Below are 18,546 nucleotides of genomic sequence, written 5' to 3' on the forward strand. Positions count from 1 at the left end.
AGCGAGACTGTAGCGGCCCCCATAAATCAGCGCAATGTGATCAAGCAAAACAGACACCCTTTTCGATCGCTTTCGCGCTTCATGGTGGTTAATCGCCTTGTCATCATAATCACTCTAAAAATACATATCCCCGCCATTTAGCCGTCACATACCCACTCTAGGCTGATACCTAACAAATGAGATCGATCTCATTTCATCAATAACAGGTATTCGCATGGCAGATTTACGCAGCGTGGCCAAACTCGCCGGCGTCTCTCGAGCAACGGCAGCACGGGCTTTTTCAAGCCCCGATTTGGTACGCCCAGCTACCCGAGAACGCGTTTTTAACGCTGCCCAGCAGTTGGCGTTTAGGCCTAACAAGGTCGCACAGCAGCTACGCTCCCAAGCCACACAAATGATTGGCGTGATGGTGCCCAGCCTCGACAACCCGGTGTTTGCCGAGCAGCTACAAGCCATGGAAGTGGCTGCCCGTGCGGCTGGCTACTCATTGATCGTTACCACCAGTGAATACTCCCCCAGCCGCGAGGGTGACATTGTCGAGGAGATGCTGCGACAGCGCGTCGACGGTTTGGTGCTTACCGTGGCGGAAGCGGATAACAGCGCTGTGCTGGATAAGCTGCGCTTGGAAGCCACCCCCTGCTTACTGGTCTACAACCCGCCTGGGAGCAGTGGTTTTCCCTCGGTGGGTGTCGATAACCGTGCCGCTAGCGCCGATGCCACTCGCCACTTGATCGCCCTGGGCCATAAGCGAATTGGCATGGTCGCTGGCCCGCTGCTGCAGTCAGACCGCGCTCAGCAGCGTTTTGACGGTTACTGCCACGCGATGGGCGAAGCGGGGCTAACTCCGCGCCCACTGGTTGAAATGGCCCGCCATACTCAAGCTGACCTAGCCAGCCTGACGCCTGAGTTGCATGGGCCAGACGCTCTCAGCGCAGTGATTTGCACCAATGACCTGCTCGCCATCAGCCTGATGGGCGAACTTCAACGCGCCGGATTTAGCGTGCCTGATGATCTTTCCGTGATGGGCTTTGATGGTATTGCCTTGGGCAAGCACCTCTACCCGTCGCTATGCACCATTGAGCAGCCTCGCGCCGAGATCGGGCGCAGTGCTGTTCACACCCTGTTAGCCATGATTCGGGGAGAGCGCTGCGCGCCCGCCCCACTGCCCCACGCACTGCGTAAGGGCGAAAGTGTCGGAGCCCCGACATCCCGTTAGTCCACGTTCGGTACGTTAGAGAGGAGCACAGCATGAACCTGAAGTGTCTTTACCAAGCAGTATTGGCCACGGCAGTAATCAGCACATCGGGAAGTGTTTTGGCGCAATCAAGCGACAACGCGATCTGCTACAACTGCCCGCCAGAGTGGGCTGACTGGGGTACGCAGCTGCGTTTGATTGAGCAGGAGACCGGCATTCGCGTGCCACAAGACAACAAAAACTCCGGCCAGTCATTAGCGCAACTGGTCGCCGAAGCGGATAGCCCGGTAGCCGATGTCGTTTACTACGGGGTGACCTTCGGCATTCAGGCCATGGAAGAGGATGTGGTAACGCCCTATCAGCCTGCCCACTGGGAGGAGATCCCCGAAGGCCTGAAAGACCCCGAAGGCAACTGGTTTGCCATTCACTCCGGCACCCTCGGTTTTATGGTCAACGTCGATGCCCTGGATGGCGCCCCGGTGCCCACCTCCTGGGAAGACCTGCTCAAGCCCGAGTATCGCGGCATGGTAGGCTACCTTGACCCCGCCAGCGCCTTTGTCGGCTACGTCGGTGCCGTGGCGGTCAACCAAGCCATGGGGGGCGATCTAAACGACTTCACCCCTGCAATCGACTACTTCAACCAGCTCGCCGAAAACGCCCCCATCGTGCCCAAGCAGACCAGTTATGCACGGGTGCTTTCCGGCGAGATCCCGATTCTGCTCGATTACGACTTCAACGCTTACCGGGCTCGCCACAGCGATGGTGCCAACGTGGAGTTCGTGATTCCCGAGGAAGGCAGCGTGGTGGTGCCTTACGTTATGAGCCTGGTAAAAGATGGCCCTAACCCCGAGAACGGCCAGCAGGTACTTGATTTTGTGCTCTCTGATCAAGGCCAAGCGGTATGGGCAGACGCTTACCTGCGCCCGGTGCGCGCAAGTGCTATCTCCGCAGAGGCACGTGAAGTATTCCTTCCCGATAGCGATTACGCCCGCGCCGAAGCACTCGACTATAACGCCATGGCGGCTGCCCAGCGAAGCTTCTCCGAGCGGTATCTTTCGGAGGTGCGTTAATCATGACAGCGGCAGCCAAGCAGCCCTCCGGGGCTGCTTCTTACCTCAGTCGATCGCCTGCGATGGCAGGGCCAGCCCAGCGTAAACGCCTGATCGTGCTGTTCACCCTACTGCCTGCGCTGGTCATTTTCTGCGCCTTTTGGTTACTGCCTTTTTCGCGTCTGATCATGATGGGTGCAGAGGCTGATCCAAGCAGCGGTATTAGTGCTTACCTGACCATACTTACCCATCGTCAGTACTTAATCAGTCTAGCAACCACCGTGGGTCTCTCGCTGGTAGTGTCACTGGTAGCGGTGGCCATTGCCGGTGTTGCCGGTTTTTTTCTCGCCCGGCAGCGTTTTTTTGGCAAGTCCATACTCGTGGCTATCCTCACCTTTCCGCTGGCCTTTCCAGGCGTAGTGGTGGGCTTTCTGGTCATTATGCTGGGCGGCCGCCAGGGTGCCCTGGCGCAAACCAGTCTATGGCTATTTGGCGAGCGCTGGATGTTCGCCTACTCGCTGGCCGGGCTCTTTATTGGCTACCTCTACTTCTCCATTCCTCGTGTGATCACCACGGTAATGGCCGCCTGTGACAACCTGGATCAAAGCCTTGAAGAAGCCGCCCGCTCGTTAGGGGCTAACACCTGGCAGGTCACCAAAGACGTTATCGTGCCCGGCATTGCGCCCGCACTGCTCTCAACCGGTGCCATCTGCTTTGCGACCAGCATGGGCGCCTTTGGAACGGCGTTTACCCTGGGCACGCGGCTAAGCATCCTGCCACTCAATATCTACGGCGAATTTACCAACTATGCTAACTTCGCCATGGCGGCTGCGCTTTCGGTGGTACTGGGTGTGATCACCTGGATGGCGTTAAGCCTTGCCCGCAGGCTGGCAGGCGGCAATCTGGGAGCTGCCGCATGAAATCGCGCCTACGCTTTGTTCTGCAACTCAGTTTCACCCTGCTGGTGTGCTTATTTATGATCGTGCCCGTGGCCATGTCGGTGATGGCGGGACTAACCGAGAATTACTTTGTCGGCCTTGAAAGCGGGCTGACCCTGCGCTGGGTCGATGAAGTGTGGCACCTCTACGCCGATACCATCTGGCTCTCCATTAAACTGGCGCTCGCCTGCCTACTGATCACTATTCTGATCGGCGTCCCCGCCGCCTACGGTCTACTGCGCAGCCGCCGCCGCTGGGCCAATGCTATTGAAGAGCTGCTGCTGTTACCAGTTGCTGTGCCTGGGCTGGCCACCGCACTTGCCCTACTACTTGCCTATGGCAGCTATCGGGAATTTCGCGGTAGTTGGCTGTTTATTCTTGTCGGCCACGTGCTGTTTACCTTGCCCTTTATGGTGCGCGCGGTGCTCTCCGTGATGCAAACCGCCAAGCTTCCGCAACTTGAAGAAGCCGCCGCCAGCCTGGGCGCCAGCTTCCGGCAACGCTTTTTCGGGGTCATCATCCCCAATTGCATGAGCGGCATTCTGGCGGGCGCGCTGATGGTCATCACCTTATCCATTGGTGAATTCAACATCACCTGGATGCTGCATACCCCCTTGACCAAAACGCTGCCGGTTGGGCTAGCCGACAGCTACGCCTCGATGCGCCTTGAAGTGGGCTCGGCTTACACGCTGATATTTCTAGTGATGGTGGTGCCCTTGCTGGTGGCAATTCAGTGGGCAGGTCGACTCACCGAGCAGCGCCGCTAAGTTCTATTATTTGAGAATCCGTTATGAGTTCATCTGTCAGCATTACCCTAAACCAATGCAGCCGCACCTTCGCTGGCGGCAACACGGCGCTACAGCCGCTGGATCTGCAGGTTCACCCCGGCGAAACTCTGGTACTGCTAGGCCCTTCCGGCTGCGGCAAAACCACCACTCTGCGTATTATCAGCGGTCTGGAAAGCCCCGACAAAGGTGGGCAAGTGCTGTTTGGCGAGCGCGATGTCACTGCCCTGCCGATTGAGAAGCGCGACGTGGGAATGGTGTTTCAAAACTATGCGCTTTTTCCCAACATGAATGTCGCCGACAACATTGCCTACGGCCTTAAAATACAGCGTTTAACAAGGGGAGAAATTACCCAAAGACTTGACGAAGTCATGAACATGGTCGACTTGCAAGGCTTTGGCGATCGGCGTATCGACGCCCTCTCTGGCGGGCAAAAGCAGCGCGTCGCCCTCGCCCGCGCAATCGCCGTGCGCCCCAAGGTACTGCTGTTTGACGAGCCTTTGGCAGCTCTTGACGCCAAACTGCGCGACCGCTTGCGCATCGAGATTGGCCAGTTGCTGCGCGAGCTTGGCACCACCGCCGTGTACGTCACCCACGATCAAGACGAGGCAATGGCCCTGGGTGACCGCATTGCGGTAATGCAAGCCGGACGTATTGCCCAGTTAGGCACACCTCAAGAGATTTACCACCATCCAGCCAATGCTTTTGTGGCCGATTTTATTGGCGCGGTTAACTGCCTGGACGTAATCGGCAGCCGAGAAGAGGGAAGGTTGATGGTACATGGCGGTGAGCTCTCTGCCTCTCACTTGCAGGGCGTACCCACCATCTACTGCAGGCCAGAAGATATTCAGGTAGTGCCGCTTGACCAAGCCGATGTAAGAGGCACGGTAGTGCAAAGCATTTTCCTGGGCCAAACCCAGCGCCTGATGGTCGATACTGGCGAAGCCTCACCACTCCAGATTGAGGCACCCTCCCGCCAGCGCTGGCCAAACGGTACCGCGATTGGTTTGGCACTCCCCTCCCGCATGCTTTTTCACCCAGACAAGCCCACTGCCCCTGTTAATGCCAAGGAGATGGCCAATGGCTGATCAAGGTTTAAACATTCAGCAAGCCCCTCACGCCCAGCAATGCCTTATCGCCCAGATTAGCGACCCGCATATCAAGGTGGGCGGAAAACTTTCTTACCGTCAGGTGGATACCGCCAATGCGCTGCGCCAAGCGATCAGCAAGCTCAATCAGCTAGCGCCGCGGCCCGACCTGGTGCTGATTAGCGGTGACCTGGTTGATTTTGGGCACCCCGACGAGTACGCCACCTTTAAGCAAATCCTGGCTGACCTGACGCTGCCTGTGTACTTGATCCCTGGCAATCACGATGACCGCCAGCACTTGCGCGCCGCCTTTCCGGAACACCGCTACCTGTTTCAACACAGCGACTACTTGCAGTGGGTGGTGGATGATTACCCGGTGCGCTTAGTGGGGCTCGACTCATCGGTGCCGGACAGACCCCACGGGGAGCTATGTGATGAGAGCCTGCAGTGGCTGGATAAAACGCTGGCGGAGCAGCCCGATAAACCGACGCTAGTCTTGGTGCACCACCACCCTTTTGTGAGTGGCATCAGCCATATGGATCGCCAGCCGCTTATGCGACCAGAGGCGCTAGCCAACGTTATTGGCAAACATACCCAGGTCGAGCGCGTGCTCTGCGGGCATCTGCACCGCTCGATACAAACCCGCTTTGCCAACACTCTGGCGATCAGCTGTCCCGGGGTTTCCCACCAGGTCAGCCTGGATCTCACCCCAGACGGCCCCGCCCACTTCCAGCTTGAGCCCCCTGGTTACCTGTTGCACCAGTGGTCGGCGGCTAATGGCGTGGTGACTCACCAAGGGTTTATAGACCCCTACCCCGGCCCTTTCCCGTTTTATGATGCCAGTGGGTTAATTGATTAAGATGCGGCCATGGGAGAGAGCGATTCGTTGTCAACCTTTGCCAACTCCCAGGCTTGCACCATCTGCTTTTTCTCTAACCCCCAGCGATAACCACCGAGGGCACCGCTTTGTTGAATCACCCGGTGGCAGGGAATCCATAGCGCGATGGGGTTAGCGCCCACCGCATTGCCCACCGCCCGCGACGACTTGGGGGTGCCCAATGCCTGTGCAATGTGCGAATAGCTGGCCAGTTGGCCTTCGGGAATGGTCAGCAGTGCCCGCCATACGGCGATTTGAAAGTTGGTGCCGGTCACATGCAGCGACAAAGCGGCAGAAGCATCGCCTGACCTGTTGAACAGCCCCGCCACTGCAAAGCGCGTGGCGTCAGGATCGTGATGAAGCGTGGAAAGTGGCCACTCTTTGGCAAGCCGTGCCAGTAACTCCTCAGAATTCGTCGCATCGACAAAACCCATGCGGCAGATACCCCGGGGGGTTACCGCCACAAACATGCTACCTAGAGGCGTTTCATGAACCCCATAGGCGATCTCCACGCCTTCACCCTGTCGCTTATACTCCCCCGGCGTGACAGCCTCTAGCTGCACGAAGTGATCGTAAAGCCGTGAACCGCCGCTAAGCCCCAGCGTATGGGCAATATCCAGCAGTGAGGTCGATGCCTGAATCAGTTGCTTACTGCGCTCTAACGTCAGCGCTTGCAAAAAGCGTTTGGGGCTGATACCCGCGTAACGACAAAATAGCCGCTGGAAATGAAAGGCGCTTAAATGAACCTGCGCGGCCACCGTTTCCAGGTTGGGTTGCTCCGCTGCGTGGGCCACCATATAAGCCATAGTTTTTTCGATACGCGCATAGTCGTTCATTGTGTTGTCTCTGTGCCTTCGTACTTATTTAACCATCAGCCTAAGTGCTCACAAGCGAGTTGCCGACCCGAATCTTGCTAATGGCGATAGCAGACAGCTCCAGACTTTTCCGCTAGGGTAATGCCCCGCCTCCACTGACGGTACACGATACGCCCATGCAAGACTTGATCAATGACATTGCGGCCACCATGGCGAATGCCGAACAGCGTGGCAAGGTCGCCGACTATATCCCCGAGCTTGGCCACATTGACCCGCAGCAGTTTGCCATTTCCCTGGCCACCGTGGATGGCAACGTGTACTCAGCAGGCTGTGCAACCACGCCCTTCTCCATCCAGAGTATCTCCAAGGTGTTTACGCTGACCATAGCACTGGGGCAAGTGGGTGATTCGCTGTGGCAGAAAGTGGGCCGCGAACCTTCGGGTGATCCGTTCAACTCCATCGTTCAGCTAGAGCATGAAAGCGGCAAGCCGCGTAACCCGTTTATCAATGCCGGAGCCATTGCTGTAGTCGATGCCATCATGATGGGCCACGAACCCAAAGAGACCCTGGGCGAGATTCTCAGCTTTGTGCGCTATATCGCCGATGACGACAGCATTTATTTCGACCACAAAGTGGCCGCCTCGGAGATGGCCCACCGCGACCGCAACGCCTCACTGGCACATTTCATGAAAGCCTTTGGGCATCTACGCCATGATGTCGATAAAGTGCTGGGCACCTATTTCCACCAGTGCGCCATTGCCATGAGCTGCGAGCAGCTTGCTCACGCCGGGCTTTTTTTGGCTTCCGATGGCATCAATAAACCCAGCGGCATTCGTGTGGTAGCGCCCCAGCGGGCCCGCCGGATCAACTCATTAATGATGATGTGTGGGCACTACGATGCCTCGGGGGAGTTCGCCTTCCGGGTCGGACTCCCCGGCAAAAGCGGCGTGGGTGGCGGTATTCTGGCAATTGCGCCAGGCCATGGCGCTATTGCCGTTTGGTCGCCGGGGTTGGACGCCTACGGCAATAGTTTACTGGGTACCCAGGCGCTTGAAATGTTTGTGCAGCGCACCGGCTGGTCGGTGTTTGGGCATTAAAAGCGAAGATTGAAAGGCCGTAGCTTAAGTAGCCACATCAATTTTGTTCAATACCACCTGCGGTCTTCATTGCAAACTTCTTGCACTACCAAGGAGGATGACAATGAGCGCTACCCTACTGCTGCCAACACTTCTGCCCATGTCTGCATTTGCACTGGCCGCGTCCATTTCGCCAGGGCCGGTCAACATTGTTTGCTTGAGTAGCGGCACGCATTACCCCATCGCTAGAGGGCTTATTTTTGTCACCGGCGCCACGTTGGGGTTTGTGGTGCTGTTTTTAGCCATCGGCATTGGGCTTTACTCACTGCTGAGTGTGGCGCCGCTGTTGGAAGCGCTTTTACGCTGGGCAGGCATTGTTTTTTTAATCTACCTTAGCTATCAACTGTTTCAGCACGATGGTCGGGTGCAGGAACGAGGTGCCGATAACGCGCCGGGGTTTTGGACAGGCGCTATGATGCAGTGGCTTAACCCCAAAGCATGGCTGGCGTCTGCCGCTGGCATTGGCGCTTACACCAGCGGTAACGAGCCTTACCTGCTATGGCTATTCGCCGCCCTCTATCTGCCTATTTGCTGGCTATCGCTCTCCGCTTGGGTCGTGGCAGGCGCTTTTCTCAAACGCTATGTTCATCGCCCCATCATCCTGCTAACGATTAACCGCCTATTGGCTATTTGCCTGGCCGCTAGCGCACTGTTTCTGTTGTTTTAAGTGCGCTTGTTGTTTTGAGTACGTGTGTTATTTGAGGAGCGGGTAGCGATACTGGTTGGGTGTTGCGGCCACCAGCCGCTTAAACGTTCGCTGAAAGTGGGGCTGGTCATTAAAGCCAGCGCTCAAAGCTGCCTCAACAATCGGCTGCCCTTGCTTTAGCGCCTGCTGGCCCCGCTGGATGCGCTGGTTAATCAGGTAAGCATGGGGCGTTAGCCCGAAATGCTGTTTGAAGGCGCGAATCAGATGCCCAGCGCTATAGCCCGAAAGCTCACATAAGCGTTCAAGTGAGATATCCGCGGCACAATTAGCACGCAAATAGGCCGCAACGTGATCTAGCACACTGGGCGCCGAGGGCAATGCCGCGGGGGGCTCTTGAGCAAGCACTTGCATCATGGTAGACAAGTACTCAAGTAGCGCCGTCTGCTTATCGTCAATACTGCATTGTTCATCCAGCAAGCAAGCCGCCATATTGCAGTAACCGGCATAAAGCGCTGGTTGAGTTACAACGGCGGTGGCAATGTCTTGCCAGTTAGGCGCATCCAGCAGGCCCAATTGATAGCGCAACTCACTCAGCCACGCGGTATCGACGTAGAGCATTAGGTACGCCCAGGGCTGATTCTCTATGGGGTTACAGGCATGCACCCAGTGGGGGTTCATCATAACAATGTCACCCGCACTAATCTGATACGTCGCGTCACGATAGCCAAAGGTGCTTCGACCCGAGGTCACAGCTCCTAGCGACCAATGTGTATGGCTGTGCGGTGCATAGCAGACCTGTCGCGCATCACTAATCTTGCGCAGTTCCACATAGGGCATGCTCATATCTCGCCAGAAGATAGGTGACGACCCCGTACTTGAAGACAGTGCATTTGAAGACAGTGCACTTGAAGAGTCTGTAAGTGGTGGATATACACTCATGCTCTGCCCTCAGTATTAACGTAGTGAAAACGGCAATTAGCCCTGTTACTTGGCTTAGCCTGGACAATAGCACAGCACAAGCTCAGTATGGGCCGCTGATAAGCACTATATGAACTAGATTGCATAGGATATGCAACGCCAAATACGTCAGGAGGACACCATGGCCGACAGTATGAAAAACCCCGATCACCGTGATGCGATTACCCTTTTCGCCCGCATGGGTTACGCCTCTCGCGGTATTGTGTATGTATTAGTGGGGGGCCTTGCTGCGCTGGCTGCCTTCGGGCAAGGCGGCCAGACAGAAGGTAGCCGGGGCGCTTTAGAGCGCGTACTCACCGCCCCCTTTGGTAACGTGCTGCTTGGCCTCATAGCCGTTGGCTTGGTGGGTTATGCCATGTGGCGGACTATCCAAGCGGTCAAAGACACTGACCATCATGGCAATGACGCCAAAGGCTTGGCAATTCGTACGGGCTTATTGGCGAGCGCCATTACCCACACGCTGTTGGCATTTTTTGCCGCAACGCTCATCTTTCAATTTGCGGGCTCTTCTGGTGATTCCGGTGGCGGTTCCCAAGGTGTGGCGGGGTGGCTGATGCAGCAGCCTTTCGGGCGCTGGCTGGTAGGCGGGGTTGGCCTCATCATGATTGGCGTAGGCATTGCCCATGCGCTTAAAGGCTACAAAGCCAAATTTGACAAACACTTCGCTATGCCATCACAAACGCAACAATGGGCCTATCCTATCTGCCGTTTCGGCTTAGTGATTCGTGGTCTGGTATTTGTGCTTGTGGGTAGCTTTTTCATCATCGCCGCTTATCAAATCAATCCCAATGAAGCAGGCGGAATGGGAGAAGTGTTTAGCACCCTGCGGAGCCAGCCCTTCGGTCAGTGGTTGCTTGCGTTTGTTGCTTTAGGGCTATTCGCATTCGGTCTCTATAGTGTGCTAGCGGCTATTTACCGCCGCATTAATCCCGAGATGTAATCCCCATCATGGCCCTAACATCAAAGCGAACTAAACAGTGGTTCGAGCGCATTAACGGCTCCAAGAACATGCTGTGGCTACTCGGAACTCTCTCTTTTCTGGAGACCATTGTTCTGCCCATTCCCATCGAGCTGGTATTGATACCGCTAATGGCCGTTAACAAGCAGCGTATCTGGGCAATTGCCACGGCCACCACGCTGGGCTGCTTAGTGGCGTCACTCATCGGCTATGGCGTGGGCATGGTGCTTTACCAATCCGTTGGCACCTGGTTTATCGAATTTATGGGTATGGAGCAGAGCTATCAGGCATTCCAGAGCTTCTTCGACCAGTACGGTTTTGCTGCGATTCTGGCCATAGGCATATTGCCTATCCCTTTTCAGGTGGCGATGATTACTGCCGGGCTGTCTGGCTACCCCATACTGCTTTTCGCCCTGGCGGCGCTCATCGCCCGCGGCTTACGCTATTTCGGTCTGGCTTGGCTGGTTCACCGCTTTGGTCATGACGTGCTGGTGTTGTGGAAACGCCATGCATTGGTAACCAGTTTGGTAGCAGGGGTCGCTGTACTGGCGGTAGCACTGGGGCTGCAGGCACTGGCAGGGCTGTTAGTGTAAGCAACTGCACCGGGAACTCATTGCTTAAATAGCGTAATCCCTCTCGACCTTGGCAATACGCGTTTTGAAGTGCTGGTACCACTGTTGGTGGCCCAACCGCTGCGCCTCTTGATGCTCAGCATGGGCTTTCCAGGCTTTAATAGATGCCAAATCTGCCCAGTAGGAAACCGTCACCCCCACTTCATTCCTGGCGGACTCCACGCCCAAAAAACCCGGCTGCTGGGCTGCAAGCTCAACCATTTTTGCCGCCATCTCGTCATAGCCATCATCGACCTCTGTGCGCAGAGAGGTAAAAATAACCGCGTAGTAAGGGGGTTCGGGGGTGTCGGCAATCAGCGGCATTGGTTATCCAGGTTGGTTAAAAGCTTTCGCCAGTGTCACTCGTCAGGTTTATCGGCGTTTTGCGCCGGCGAGACATGCTTAGCCTTCATATCCCTAAAGGCCTCCATGATATCCATCGGTAATGGGAAAACAATCGTCGAAGCGTTCTTGTTGCTCATATCACTCATGGTTTGCAGATAGCGGAGCTGCAGTGCAGCCGAGTTTTCCTGCATTACGTTAGCGGCCTCGACCAGCTTTTTGGAAGCCTGAAGCTCCCCTTCTGCGTGAATCACCTTAGCGCGGCGCTCACGTTCCGCCTCGGCCTGGCGGGCGATGGCGCGGATCATGCTCTCATCCAAGTCTACATGCTTGATTTCAACATTGGCGACCTTGATACCCCACGCTTCGGTTTGGGTATCGATAATTTCCTGAATATCGTCGTTGAGCTTATCGCGCTCGGAAAGCATCTCATCCAAATCATGCTTACCCAACACAGAACGCAAAGTGGTCTGGGCCAGTTGACTCGTCGCCTGGGTAAAATTCTCGACTTGAATGATCGCCTTTTCTGGATCGACGACGCGGAAATAAAGCACCGCATTCACTTTAACGGTGACGTTATCCTGAGAGATCACGTCCTGTTCCGGTACATCCATGGTGATCACACGTAGATCAACCACCTCCATCTTCTGAATGGCGGGAATCACAATGACTAACCCAGGCCCTTTCACTGTCTGGTAACGACCAAGAAAGAACACTACGCCGCGTTTATATTCTGGCAGTATGCGGATAGAGGCAGCAATCAACATCACCACCAGCACGATAGGCACTAAGTACGAAATAATCATTGGACACCTCATTTAGCAGTGGGTCGGTTATGTAAGAAAGTGGGCGGCGAGCATTACCGGGTCTTCACATATACCGTCAAGCCTTCAATACCCATCACCACAAGCTTTTCACCTCGTTTGACTGGCGCATCGCTCACTGCGTTCCAGCGCTCGCCATGCAGCCTTACATGGCCGCTGGCCTCAAAATCCTCTAGCGCAACCGCGTCTGCGCCGATTAACTGCTCCGCGCCAGTGTGTGCCGGACGACGGCGCAGCGTTGCAAAGCGTGTTAACGTCCATAGCATTAGCCCCCCAGACACCAATGCCACACCCCCGATGAGCGGTAGCGAAATGGCAAGATGCTCCGCGTCCATCAGCATTACCGACCCAAGTACAAAAGCAATGATGCCGCCAACCCCCAGCACACCGAAGCTAGGCATAAAAGCCTCGCCCACCATCAACGCCAACCCAACCACCATCAGCGCAAGCCCGGCGTAGTTAATCGGCAGCACCTGAAATGCAAACAGGGCGAGCAGCAGGCAAATCACGCCAATGGTGCCGGGGAACAGGCTGCCGGGACTGGCCAGCTCGAAAACCAGCCCGTAAAAGCCGATGATCATCAAGAAAAAGGCTATGTTGGGATTTGTGATCAGCGATAGCACCTGGGTGCGCCAATCAGGATCGAAGCGCTCAATGGTGAGTCCGGCGGTATCGAGGGTGGCTTCGCCGCTTTCCATGACCACACTCATGCCGTCCATCTGCTCAAGTAGATCGGTGAGGTCGCGTGCCACCACATCAATGACGCTCTGTTCCAGCGCCTCACTGGCAGTGAGGTTGGCCGCATTGCGAACAGCCTCTTCAGCCCAATCGGCATCGCGATTATGGCGTTCCGCCAAGCTGCGGATAAAGCTCACCGCATCTTCCATCACCTTGCGTTCCATGGCGCTGCCCTCGCCATTCGACTCCTCAGCCGAATTATCTTCTTCGCCGTCATCGCTGCCGGGCAACCCGCCGCCCATTTGTACCGGCGTGGCCGAGCCGAGATTGGTAGAGGGCGCCATGGCAGCCACGTGGCTGCCATAAAGTAGATAAGTGCCCGCGCTTGCCGCTCGCGCACCGCTGGGGGAAACGTACATCACCACGGGGATATCAGCATTGAGCATCTCGCGAATCATGTCGCGGGTGGTGTCGACTAACCCGCCTGGGGTATCGAGCTCGACGATCACCACCTCACTACCCTGCTCGCGAGCCTTATCCAGCCCCCGCGAAAAGTAGTCCTTGGTCGCTGGGCCTATGGCGCCTTCAATGTTAAGCACCAGAGCACTGGGAGCCGCACTTTGCGCCATGGCCTGCCACGTAAACGACATGGCAGCCATTAGCAAACCGGCCACCATTAACCAGAGCCAGTGCGATTTAAGAGAAAGGGATTGCATTACCCGCTCCTCGTGTTCAACGCCTTAACGTGCCGTATGGCGCCTAACCATAGCTACATACACAAGGCTATCTACTCAACGTAGCACCCACATCGAGCTTCGTCATGAACAACGTGATGGCAGGGTTCAAGGATAAATAAAGGCCTGAACCAAGGTGGCGATTCTGAAAGCCAGCGATGATGATTACACTATTTTCGAGCAGTCGGTTAATTCAGATAATAACCGCTAACTTTCCACGCTCCCTCCTCAAAATGAGGGGTGATGGTTTCGGTAATCTGCGGCCTGTTTTCAAATTGTGTTTGAAATGTCAAAACCGCGTAGTCGCCTCTTGGCGCCCCTGGCATAGAGGTTTGGCGGACGACGCTTACTCGTCGGCGCGACTGGACAGCGCCAAAATCACGCCGCGCGGCACCAATCGTCCGCTCCAACATATGTGGAGAAAGCGGCTTTTTTAGTAGTGGAGATGACGCTTCCCAGGCCTGCTCATACTGCCCACTATCAATGGCTTCTAGCCACGCCAACGCCGCCGCCTCTGCATCATCTTTATGAGAGAGGGCTTGCGTGGATAGCATCAGGAGCAAGGGGACGAATAGTAAGGACAGCATTTTCGGCATGGCGGGTACTCTTGGCATCTAGGATCGAGCAGATAAGTCTCGATGATCTTAGATATATATCGGTCATCGCCAGGGGTTCTTTAGGGTCACGAGCGGTATTTCGTTTACTATGCGCCCCTACCCTCTTTAGCTCCCACCATTAGGCGAACATGTCCTTCAACGCACTCTATACCGACCTCTCTGGCTACTACGATTTAATGTGTGTAGATATCGACTACCCAGCGCAAAGCAACGCCATTCATAGGCTGCAGCAGATTTTCGGTAACGGCGAAACTGCACACTTGGATTTAGCCTGTGGTACCGGCCCCCACGTGCGCCATTTCATTGATTTCGGCTATGCCAGTGGCGGGCTGGATATCAACCAACCGATGCTGGATATCGCTGCCATACGGTGCCCGGAAGCCCAGTTCACCTTGCAAAACATGGGCAGCTTCGAAGTGAGCGCGTCCCTCGACCTAATTACCTGCTTTTTATACTCAATCCACTACAACGCTGGTATTGAAGGGTTAAAAATGTGCATTGCCAGTGTGCACCGCGCACTCAATTCTGGCGGTATTTTCTGTTTTAACGCTGTCGATAAAGAGAAAATTGATAACGCTCTATTCGTTAAACATAGTGCCAAACAGGGAAGTGATTTATTCACGTTCCGCTCGGGATGGCACTATAGCGGGCAGGGTGAAAAACAGTCTCTCAGGCTTAGTATTGAAAAGACGGACGCTGATGGAACGCAGGTGTGGAACGATGAGCACCCTATGGTGGCGGTCAGCTTTGTAGAGTTAGTGACGCTTTTAGAACCTGACTTCGAGGTTCATCTGTTTGAGCACAACTATGAAAAAATCATTCCATGGGATAACACCTCAGGAAACGCTATTTTTGTCTGTGTGAAGAAATAAACCCTGCTTGTATCTGCGAATCACCCTGCCGTGCTGTACGTACGAGCACATTGGCCATACATGGCCGAAATTGCCCCCTTTGTGACCGGCCAACGCATCGTTGGCTGAATGTGGAAAAGCTAATCTGTAGCCTCACTTCAACACAATGAGATTAGCCATGACCCAGCCTAACACCGCCTTGCTATTAATTGACGTTCAAGCCTCCTTTCCCGCCCGCGACTACTGGGTAGAATCGCTGGCTCAGGCATGGCGTCCCAAGCAGCGCGCAGTGCTTCACGCCGCCCAGGCAAACAAAATTCCGGTCATCCGCATTCTGCATGAAGAGCCTGGCAGCCAAGGAGCTTTTGACCCCAAGAATGGCCTGATTCGTCCGCTTGATGGCTTTAACGATGAAGTAGCGGTGACCTATCATAAACGTGTCCATAATGCCTTCACTGACACCTCGCTTGAGGCCTGGTTAAGGGAGCGTGACATCGAACGGCTGGCCATTAGCGGTATTCGTACCGAGCAGTGCTGCGAAACCACCGCACGCGTGGCGTCAGATTTAGGTTTTAGCGTCGACTTTATCAGCGATGCTACCCTAACGTTCCCCATGACGCGCCAGGGTGTCACCTGGTCAGCGGATGATATTAAGGCGCGCACCGAACTGGTACTTGAAGGCCGTTTTGCGCGTATTATCAATACACAAGACATGGTCAACGAATGGCAAAGCACGCGTGAGTGAAGAGCAACCACATAGCCAACCGCCATCCCCAAAAGCCACCACTTTGCGGGTGGCGGTACTGATGATGCCCGGCCAGGTGCCGCTTGATTTGATTGGCCCACTACAGGTTTTACAGTGTGCAGACCGGCTCTCGATAGATGTTCAGGTACGCTATATCGGCCCCAAGTCGGCCATGCAGTGGTTAGGGCCGCTCACCCTTAGCGGCATCGACTCACTACCTGAACAGCTTCACCGTCAAGATTTACTGCTGATTCCGGGGCAGTACCGCAATAGCCTTGAGCCATTGGCGCAACAAGAATGCATCGCTTGGCTTAAGGCGAATGCCCACTGTGCGGATACGCTAATGACCGTTTGCTCCGGCACGCTGTTACTGGCGGACGCTGGCTTGTTAGAGGGGCGACGCTGTACCACCCACCACACGCTAATCGAGCAGTTGCAGTCCAAAGCCCCACAAGCAAAGGTACAAAGTGATTGTATCTTTACCGAGGACGGGCGCTATTTAACCAGCGCGGGGATCTCAACCGGGATCGATACCATGCTCTACTGGCTGACCCGTGCTTGCGGCCATTCACTGGCCTTGGCGGTAGCGCGGGAAATGGTGCTGTATCTTCGCCGCAGCGGCCAGGAGCCTCAGCTGGGTGCCTGGCTTGAGGGCCGCAATCATGTGGATGAACGACTGCATCGCGTTCAAGATGCCATCTGCGCCGCGCCCTCTCAAAGGTGGCCTATCGAAACGCTGGCAGCTCAGGCCGCCATGAGCGAGCGCCATTTCCGGCGCCAGTTCAAAAGCCTCACCGGCATGCTGGTGGGCGACTATATTATGGGGTTACGCCTGCAGCGAGCCAAAGCGTTAATGACCGAAACGAGCTGGACGCTAGCGCGCATCGCCGAAGCCTCCGGCTTTGGTGATGAACGCCAGCTAAGGCGCAATTGGGCTCGCCAGGAGAAAACGCCGCCTAGCGTGTGGCGGCGGGCCAATTCCCAAAAACTGCTTGATTGAGGCAATAAGAGCTACTATTGGTAAAACCTATCGCTGACTGACGCCATGACTGACCTCATTCTGCCAAGCAACACTGACTATCTAAACTTCCGGCATCGCCTGCCTGATAGGCGATTAACGCCTTGGGTTCAATGCCTTTGGTCAATGGGAGCTCCAGGTCACCCCACAGAACCCAGAACCGAAAAGTTCTACCCCGATGCTGGGGCTAGTCTTAGCATTAAGCTCTCCAGCTCCCGCCCCGTCATCACGCTCTGTTTCAACAGGCGCACGTTAATAGAGACACTCGACACGACCACACCCTGTTTGGGCATTCGCTTTAAAGCGGCAGGCGCCCACAGCTTGCTGGGCTTACTACCCGAAGCATTCGCAGATACCTACCAACGCTTGGATCACGAGCTCGAAGAACTAAGTTTGCAAAAATTACGGTTGCAAGGATTAATGCCCGTGGTAGAACGCCTCTACCAGTTGGACTCACAACAGGGCTTACGACTGCTGGAAGCATGGCTGTTAGACCGTCTACAGAGCCAGCCACCTGCCAATAGCCGTATCACTTCGCTTGCTCAAGCCATTGGAGAGCTACAGCTCCCACCCCAACAGTTAGGCGCCACGCTAGGGTTTACGCGACGCACCCTGGAGCGCAAATTAAAACGCGAGGTGGGCGTTACCCCAGGGCAATTAGTCGCCTATGCCCGGCTAAACCGGGCCCGCCATGGACTGCTTGCAACCACACTGCCTCTAGCGGAAATAGCCCTGCACTGCGGCTACTATGACCAAGCTCACTTCACCCACGCCTTCCAATCACTTGCCTATGAAACACCCGCCGCCTATCGCAAACGCAAACTGTCGCAAATTTACAAGGCGTAAAAAAACCTCGTCGTTAAGCTGAGCTCTCAACTTACTCATCGAGGTCACCCACATGTCTACTCGTATGTCTCAACAGTCAGTGTATCGCCTTGTACCACGCCTAGCTCAGCACCTGACCGCCTTAGGCAGTGTTGCTTCAGACTCAACGGTTAATCGCTCGATCATTCACTTAGTCAACCTGCGTGTTTCGCAAATTAATCACTGCTGCTTTTGTCAGCACATGCATTCGCAAGAAGCCAGAGACGATGGCGAGCACCAGGTGCGCCTGGACGTGTTGCCTGCTTGGCGTGAAGCCCCCTGCTTCAGCACACAAGAGCGCGCCGCGCTCGCCTGGGCAGAAGCACTAACCCATGTCAGCCAGCAAGCGGTGAGTGACAGCGACTATCAAAGCGCACTAGATGCGTTCGGCGAGCAGGGGCTAATTGATCTCACTGCCATTATTGTCCAAATCAACAGCTGGAATCGGATATCGGTGGGCTTTCAGTTTTCACCCGACATCACTCTTTAAGCCCGGTGAAGCAATTGAAATTAATATTGCAGATAAGGAAATAAAATGACCAGTGATACAACGCAGCGTCAACAACTACCCAACCTACTCGGTCTCTTATCAAGCTTATTTTTCTTCTTTGGCAGTCTTTTATTTCTTCCCGCTTTTGTGAGCTATGCCACCGTCGGCGTATGGTGTTTTGTCATGGGCTCGCTGATCATGTTTATTATTTACGTAATAAGCATGAAAAGTACGGGTGAGAAGCGTGCTTAATTAATTCAACACTGCACGTTGATATAGCCGCTGGGTTTTAGCTACCTAGCGGCTT

The 18,546-nt window shown here is 55.2% G+C and carries 22 protein-coding genes; 16 read left to right on the forward strand and 6 right to left on the reverse strand.

Annotated elements, in window-relative coordinates:
• The first annotated feature begins 214 nt into the window (after positions 1-214).
• The 6 genes from ACFIOZ_RS12625 to ACFIOZ_RS12650 are packed head-to-tail and all read left to right on the forward strand — an operon-like array spanning position 215 to position 5,914.
• Entirely contained in the window at positions 215-1,216 is a 1,002-nt protein-coding gene (locus ACFIOZ_RS12625) for a LacI family DNA-binding transcriptional regulator (protein ID WP_386078168.1), read from the forward strand.
• Positions 1,217-1,248: 32 nt separating this feature from the next.
• Positions 1,249-2,265 carry an ABC transporter substrate-binding protein gene (locus ACFIOZ_RS12630; RefSeq protein ID WP_386078171.1) on the forward strand — a complete coding sequence of 339 codons (1,017 nt, stop codon included), beginning with the start codon at positions 1,249-1,251 and terminating at the stop codon, positions 2,263-2,265.
• 2 nt (positions 2,266-2,267) lie between these two features.
• On the forward strand, positions 2,268-3,164 hold the full coding sequence (locus ACFIOZ_RS12635; RefSeq protein WP_386078173.1) for an ABC transporter permease: 897 nt from the start codon (positions 2,268-2,270) through the stop codon (positions 3,162-3,164).
• Positions 3,161-3,949 (forward strand): ABC transporter permease, encoded by a 789-nt coding sequence (locus ACFIOZ_RS12640; RefSeq protein ID WP_386078175.1) that lies wholly within the window; start codon positions 3,161-3,163, stop codon positions 3,947-3,949. The genes ACFIOZ_RS12635 and ACFIOZ_RS12640 overlap by 4 nt, the downstream gene beginning before the upstream one ends.
• Before the next feature lie 23 nt (positions 3,950-3,972).
• Complete coding sequence (locus tag ACFIOZ_RS12645; protein ID WP_386078177.1) at positions 3,973-5,055, forward strand: ABC transporter ATP-binding protein; 1,083 nt, start codon at positions 3,973-3,975, stop codon at positions 5,053-5,055.
• On the forward strand, positions 5,048-5,914 hold the full coding sequence (locus ACFIOZ_RS12650) for a phosphodiesterase (RefSeq protein ID WP_386078180.1): 867 nt from the start codon (positions 5,048-5,050) through the stop codon (positions 5,912-5,914). The genes ACFIOZ_RS12645 and ACFIOZ_RS12650 overlap by 8 nt, the downstream gene beginning before the upstream one ends.
• Here the strand turns inward: ACFIOZ_RS12650 and ACFIOZ_RS12655 are convergent.
• On the reverse strand, positions 5,911-6,768 hold the full coding sequence (locus ACFIOZ_RS12655) for a bifunctional transcriptional activator/DNA repair enzyme AdaA (protein ID WP_386078183.1): 858 nt from the start codon (positions 6,766-6,768) through the stop codon (positions 5,911-5,913). The genes ACFIOZ_RS12650 and ACFIOZ_RS12655 overlap by 4 nt on opposite strands.
• A gap of 155 nt (positions 6,769-6,923) precedes the next feature.
• Here ACFIOZ_RS12655 and ACFIOZ_RS12660 point away from each other — a divergent pair, with 155 nt between their 5' ends.
• Complete coding sequence (locus ACFIOZ_RS12660) at positions 6,924-7,844, forward strand: glutaminase (RefSeq protein WP_386078186.1); 921 nt, start codon at positions 6,924-6,926, stop codon at positions 7,842-7,844.
• A 97-nt stretch (positions 7,845-7,941) separates the two neighbouring features.
• Positions 7,942-8,550: a LysE family translocator gene (locus ACFIOZ_RS12665; protein ID WP_386078189.1), complete on the forward strand. Its 609-nt coding sequence runs from the start codon at positions 7,942-7,944 to the stop codon at positions 8,548-8,550.
• Between the two features lie 27 nt (positions 8,551-8,577).
• Here the strand turns inward: ACFIOZ_RS12665 and ACFIOZ_RS12670 are convergent, their stop codons facing one another.
• The gene (locus ACFIOZ_RS12670; RefSeq protein WP_386078192.1) at positions 8,578-9,372 is read right to left on the reverse strand and encodes a helix-turn-helix domain-containing protein; all 795 of its coding nucleotides are present in this window, start codon (positions 9,370-9,372) and stop codon (positions 8,578-8,580) included.
• A gap of 256 nt (positions 9,373-9,628) precedes the next feature.
• Between ACFIOZ_RS12670 and ACFIOZ_RS12675 the strand changes: the two genes are divergently transcribed.
• Both ACFIOZ_RS12675 and ACFIOZ_RS12680 read left to right on the forward strand, forming a co-directional pair.
• A complete protein-coding gene (locus ACFIOZ_RS12675; RefSeq protein WP_386078195.1) occupies positions 9,629-10,447 on the forward strand; it encodes a DUF1206 domain-containing protein in 819 nt (272 codons plus the stop codon).
• An 8-nt stretch (positions 10,448-10,455) separates the two neighbouring features.
• Positions 10,456-11,058, forward strand: a complete 603-nt coding sequence (locus tag ACFIOZ_RS12680) for a YqaA family protein (RefSeq protein ID WP_386078198.1) — start codon at positions 10,456-10,458, stop codon at positions 11,056-11,058.
• 24 nt (positions 11,059-11,082) lie between these two features.
• On the opposite strand, the gene ACFIOZ_RS12685 is transcribed toward ACFIOZ_RS12680, so the two are convergent.
• The 4 genes from ACFIOZ_RS12685 to ACFIOZ_RS12700 form a co-directional block, all read right to left on the reverse strand.
• Entirely contained in the window at positions 11,083-11,400 is a 318-nt protein-coding gene (locus ACFIOZ_RS12685) for an antibiotic biosynthesis monooxygenase family protein (protein ID WP_386078201.1), read from the reverse strand.
• Positions 11,401-11,435: 35 nt separating this feature from the next.
• A complete protein-coding gene (locus ACFIOZ_RS12690; protein ID WP_386078203.1) occupies positions 11,436-12,224 on the reverse strand; it encodes a slipin family protein in 789 nt (262 codons plus the stop codon).
• A 53-nt stretch (positions 12,225-12,277) separates the two neighbouring features.
• On the reverse strand, positions 12,278-13,636 hold the full coding sequence (locus ACFIOZ_RS12695) for an NfeD family protein (RefSeq protein WP_386078206.1): 1,359 nt from the start codon (positions 13,634-13,636) through the stop codon (positions 12,278-12,280).
• Positions 13,637-13,842: 206 nt separating this feature from the next.
• Positions 13,843-14,250: a DUF4019 domain-containing protein gene (locus tag ACFIOZ_RS12700; RefSeq protein WP_386078208.1), complete on the reverse strand. Its 408-nt coding sequence runs from the start codon at positions 14,248-14,250 to the stop codon at positions 13,843-13,845.
• A 149-nt stretch (positions 14,251-14,399) separates the two neighbouring features.
• Between ACFIOZ_RS12700 and ACFIOZ_RS12705 the strand changes: the two genes are divergently transcribed.
• The 6 genes from ACFIOZ_RS12705 (at position 14,400) to ACFIOZ_RS12730 (ending at position 18,491) form a co-directional block, all read left to right on the forward strand.
• Positions 14,400-15,143 carry a class I SAM-dependent DNA methyltransferase gene (locus tag ACFIOZ_RS12705; RefSeq protein ID WP_386078211.1) on the forward strand — a complete coding sequence of 248 codons (744 nt, stop codon included), beginning with the start codon at positions 14,400-14,402 and terminating at the stop codon, positions 15,141-15,143.
• A gap of 157 nt (positions 15,144-15,300) precedes the next feature.
• Entirely contained in the window at positions 15,301-15,867 is a 567-nt protein-coding gene (locus ACFIOZ_RS12710; protein ID WP_386078213.1) for an isochorismatase family protein, read from the forward strand.
• Positions 15,860-16,867: a GlxA family transcriptional regulator gene (locus ACFIOZ_RS12715; RefSeq protein ID WP_386078216.1), complete on the forward strand. Its 1,008-nt coding sequence runs from the start codon at positions 15,860-15,862 to the stop codon at positions 16,865-16,867. Before ACFIOZ_RS12710 ends, ACFIOZ_RS12715 begins: the two co-directional genes overlap by 8 nt.
• A 45-nt stretch (positions 16,868-16,912) precedes the next feature.
• On the forward strand, positions 16,913-17,731 hold the full coding sequence (locus ACFIOZ_RS12720) for a helix-turn-helix domain-containing protein (RefSeq protein WP_386078219.1): 819 nt from the start codon (positions 16,913-16,915) through the stop codon (positions 17,729-17,731).
• Positions 17,732-17,783: 52 nt separating this feature from the next.
• Positions 17,784-18,239 (forward strand): carboxymuconolactone decarboxylase family protein, encoded by a 456-nt coding sequence (locus ACFIOZ_RS12725; RefSeq protein WP_386078222.1) that lies wholly within the window; start codon positions 17,784-17,786, stop codon positions 18,237-18,239.
• Between the two features lie 45 nt (positions 18,240-18,284).
• On the forward strand, positions 18,285-18,491 hold the full coding sequence (locus ACFIOZ_RS12730; protein WP_386078224.1) for a YrhK family protein: 207 nt from the start codon (positions 18,285-18,287) through the stop codon (positions 18,489-18,491).
• The last annotated feature ends 55 nt before the right edge of the window (positions 18,492-18,546 follow it).

It is taken from the genome of Vreelandella sp. F11 (genome assembly GCF_042466685.1).
Taxonomy (GTDB): Bacteria; Pseudomonadota; Gammaproteobacteria; order Pseudomonadales; family Halomonadaceae; genus Vreelandella.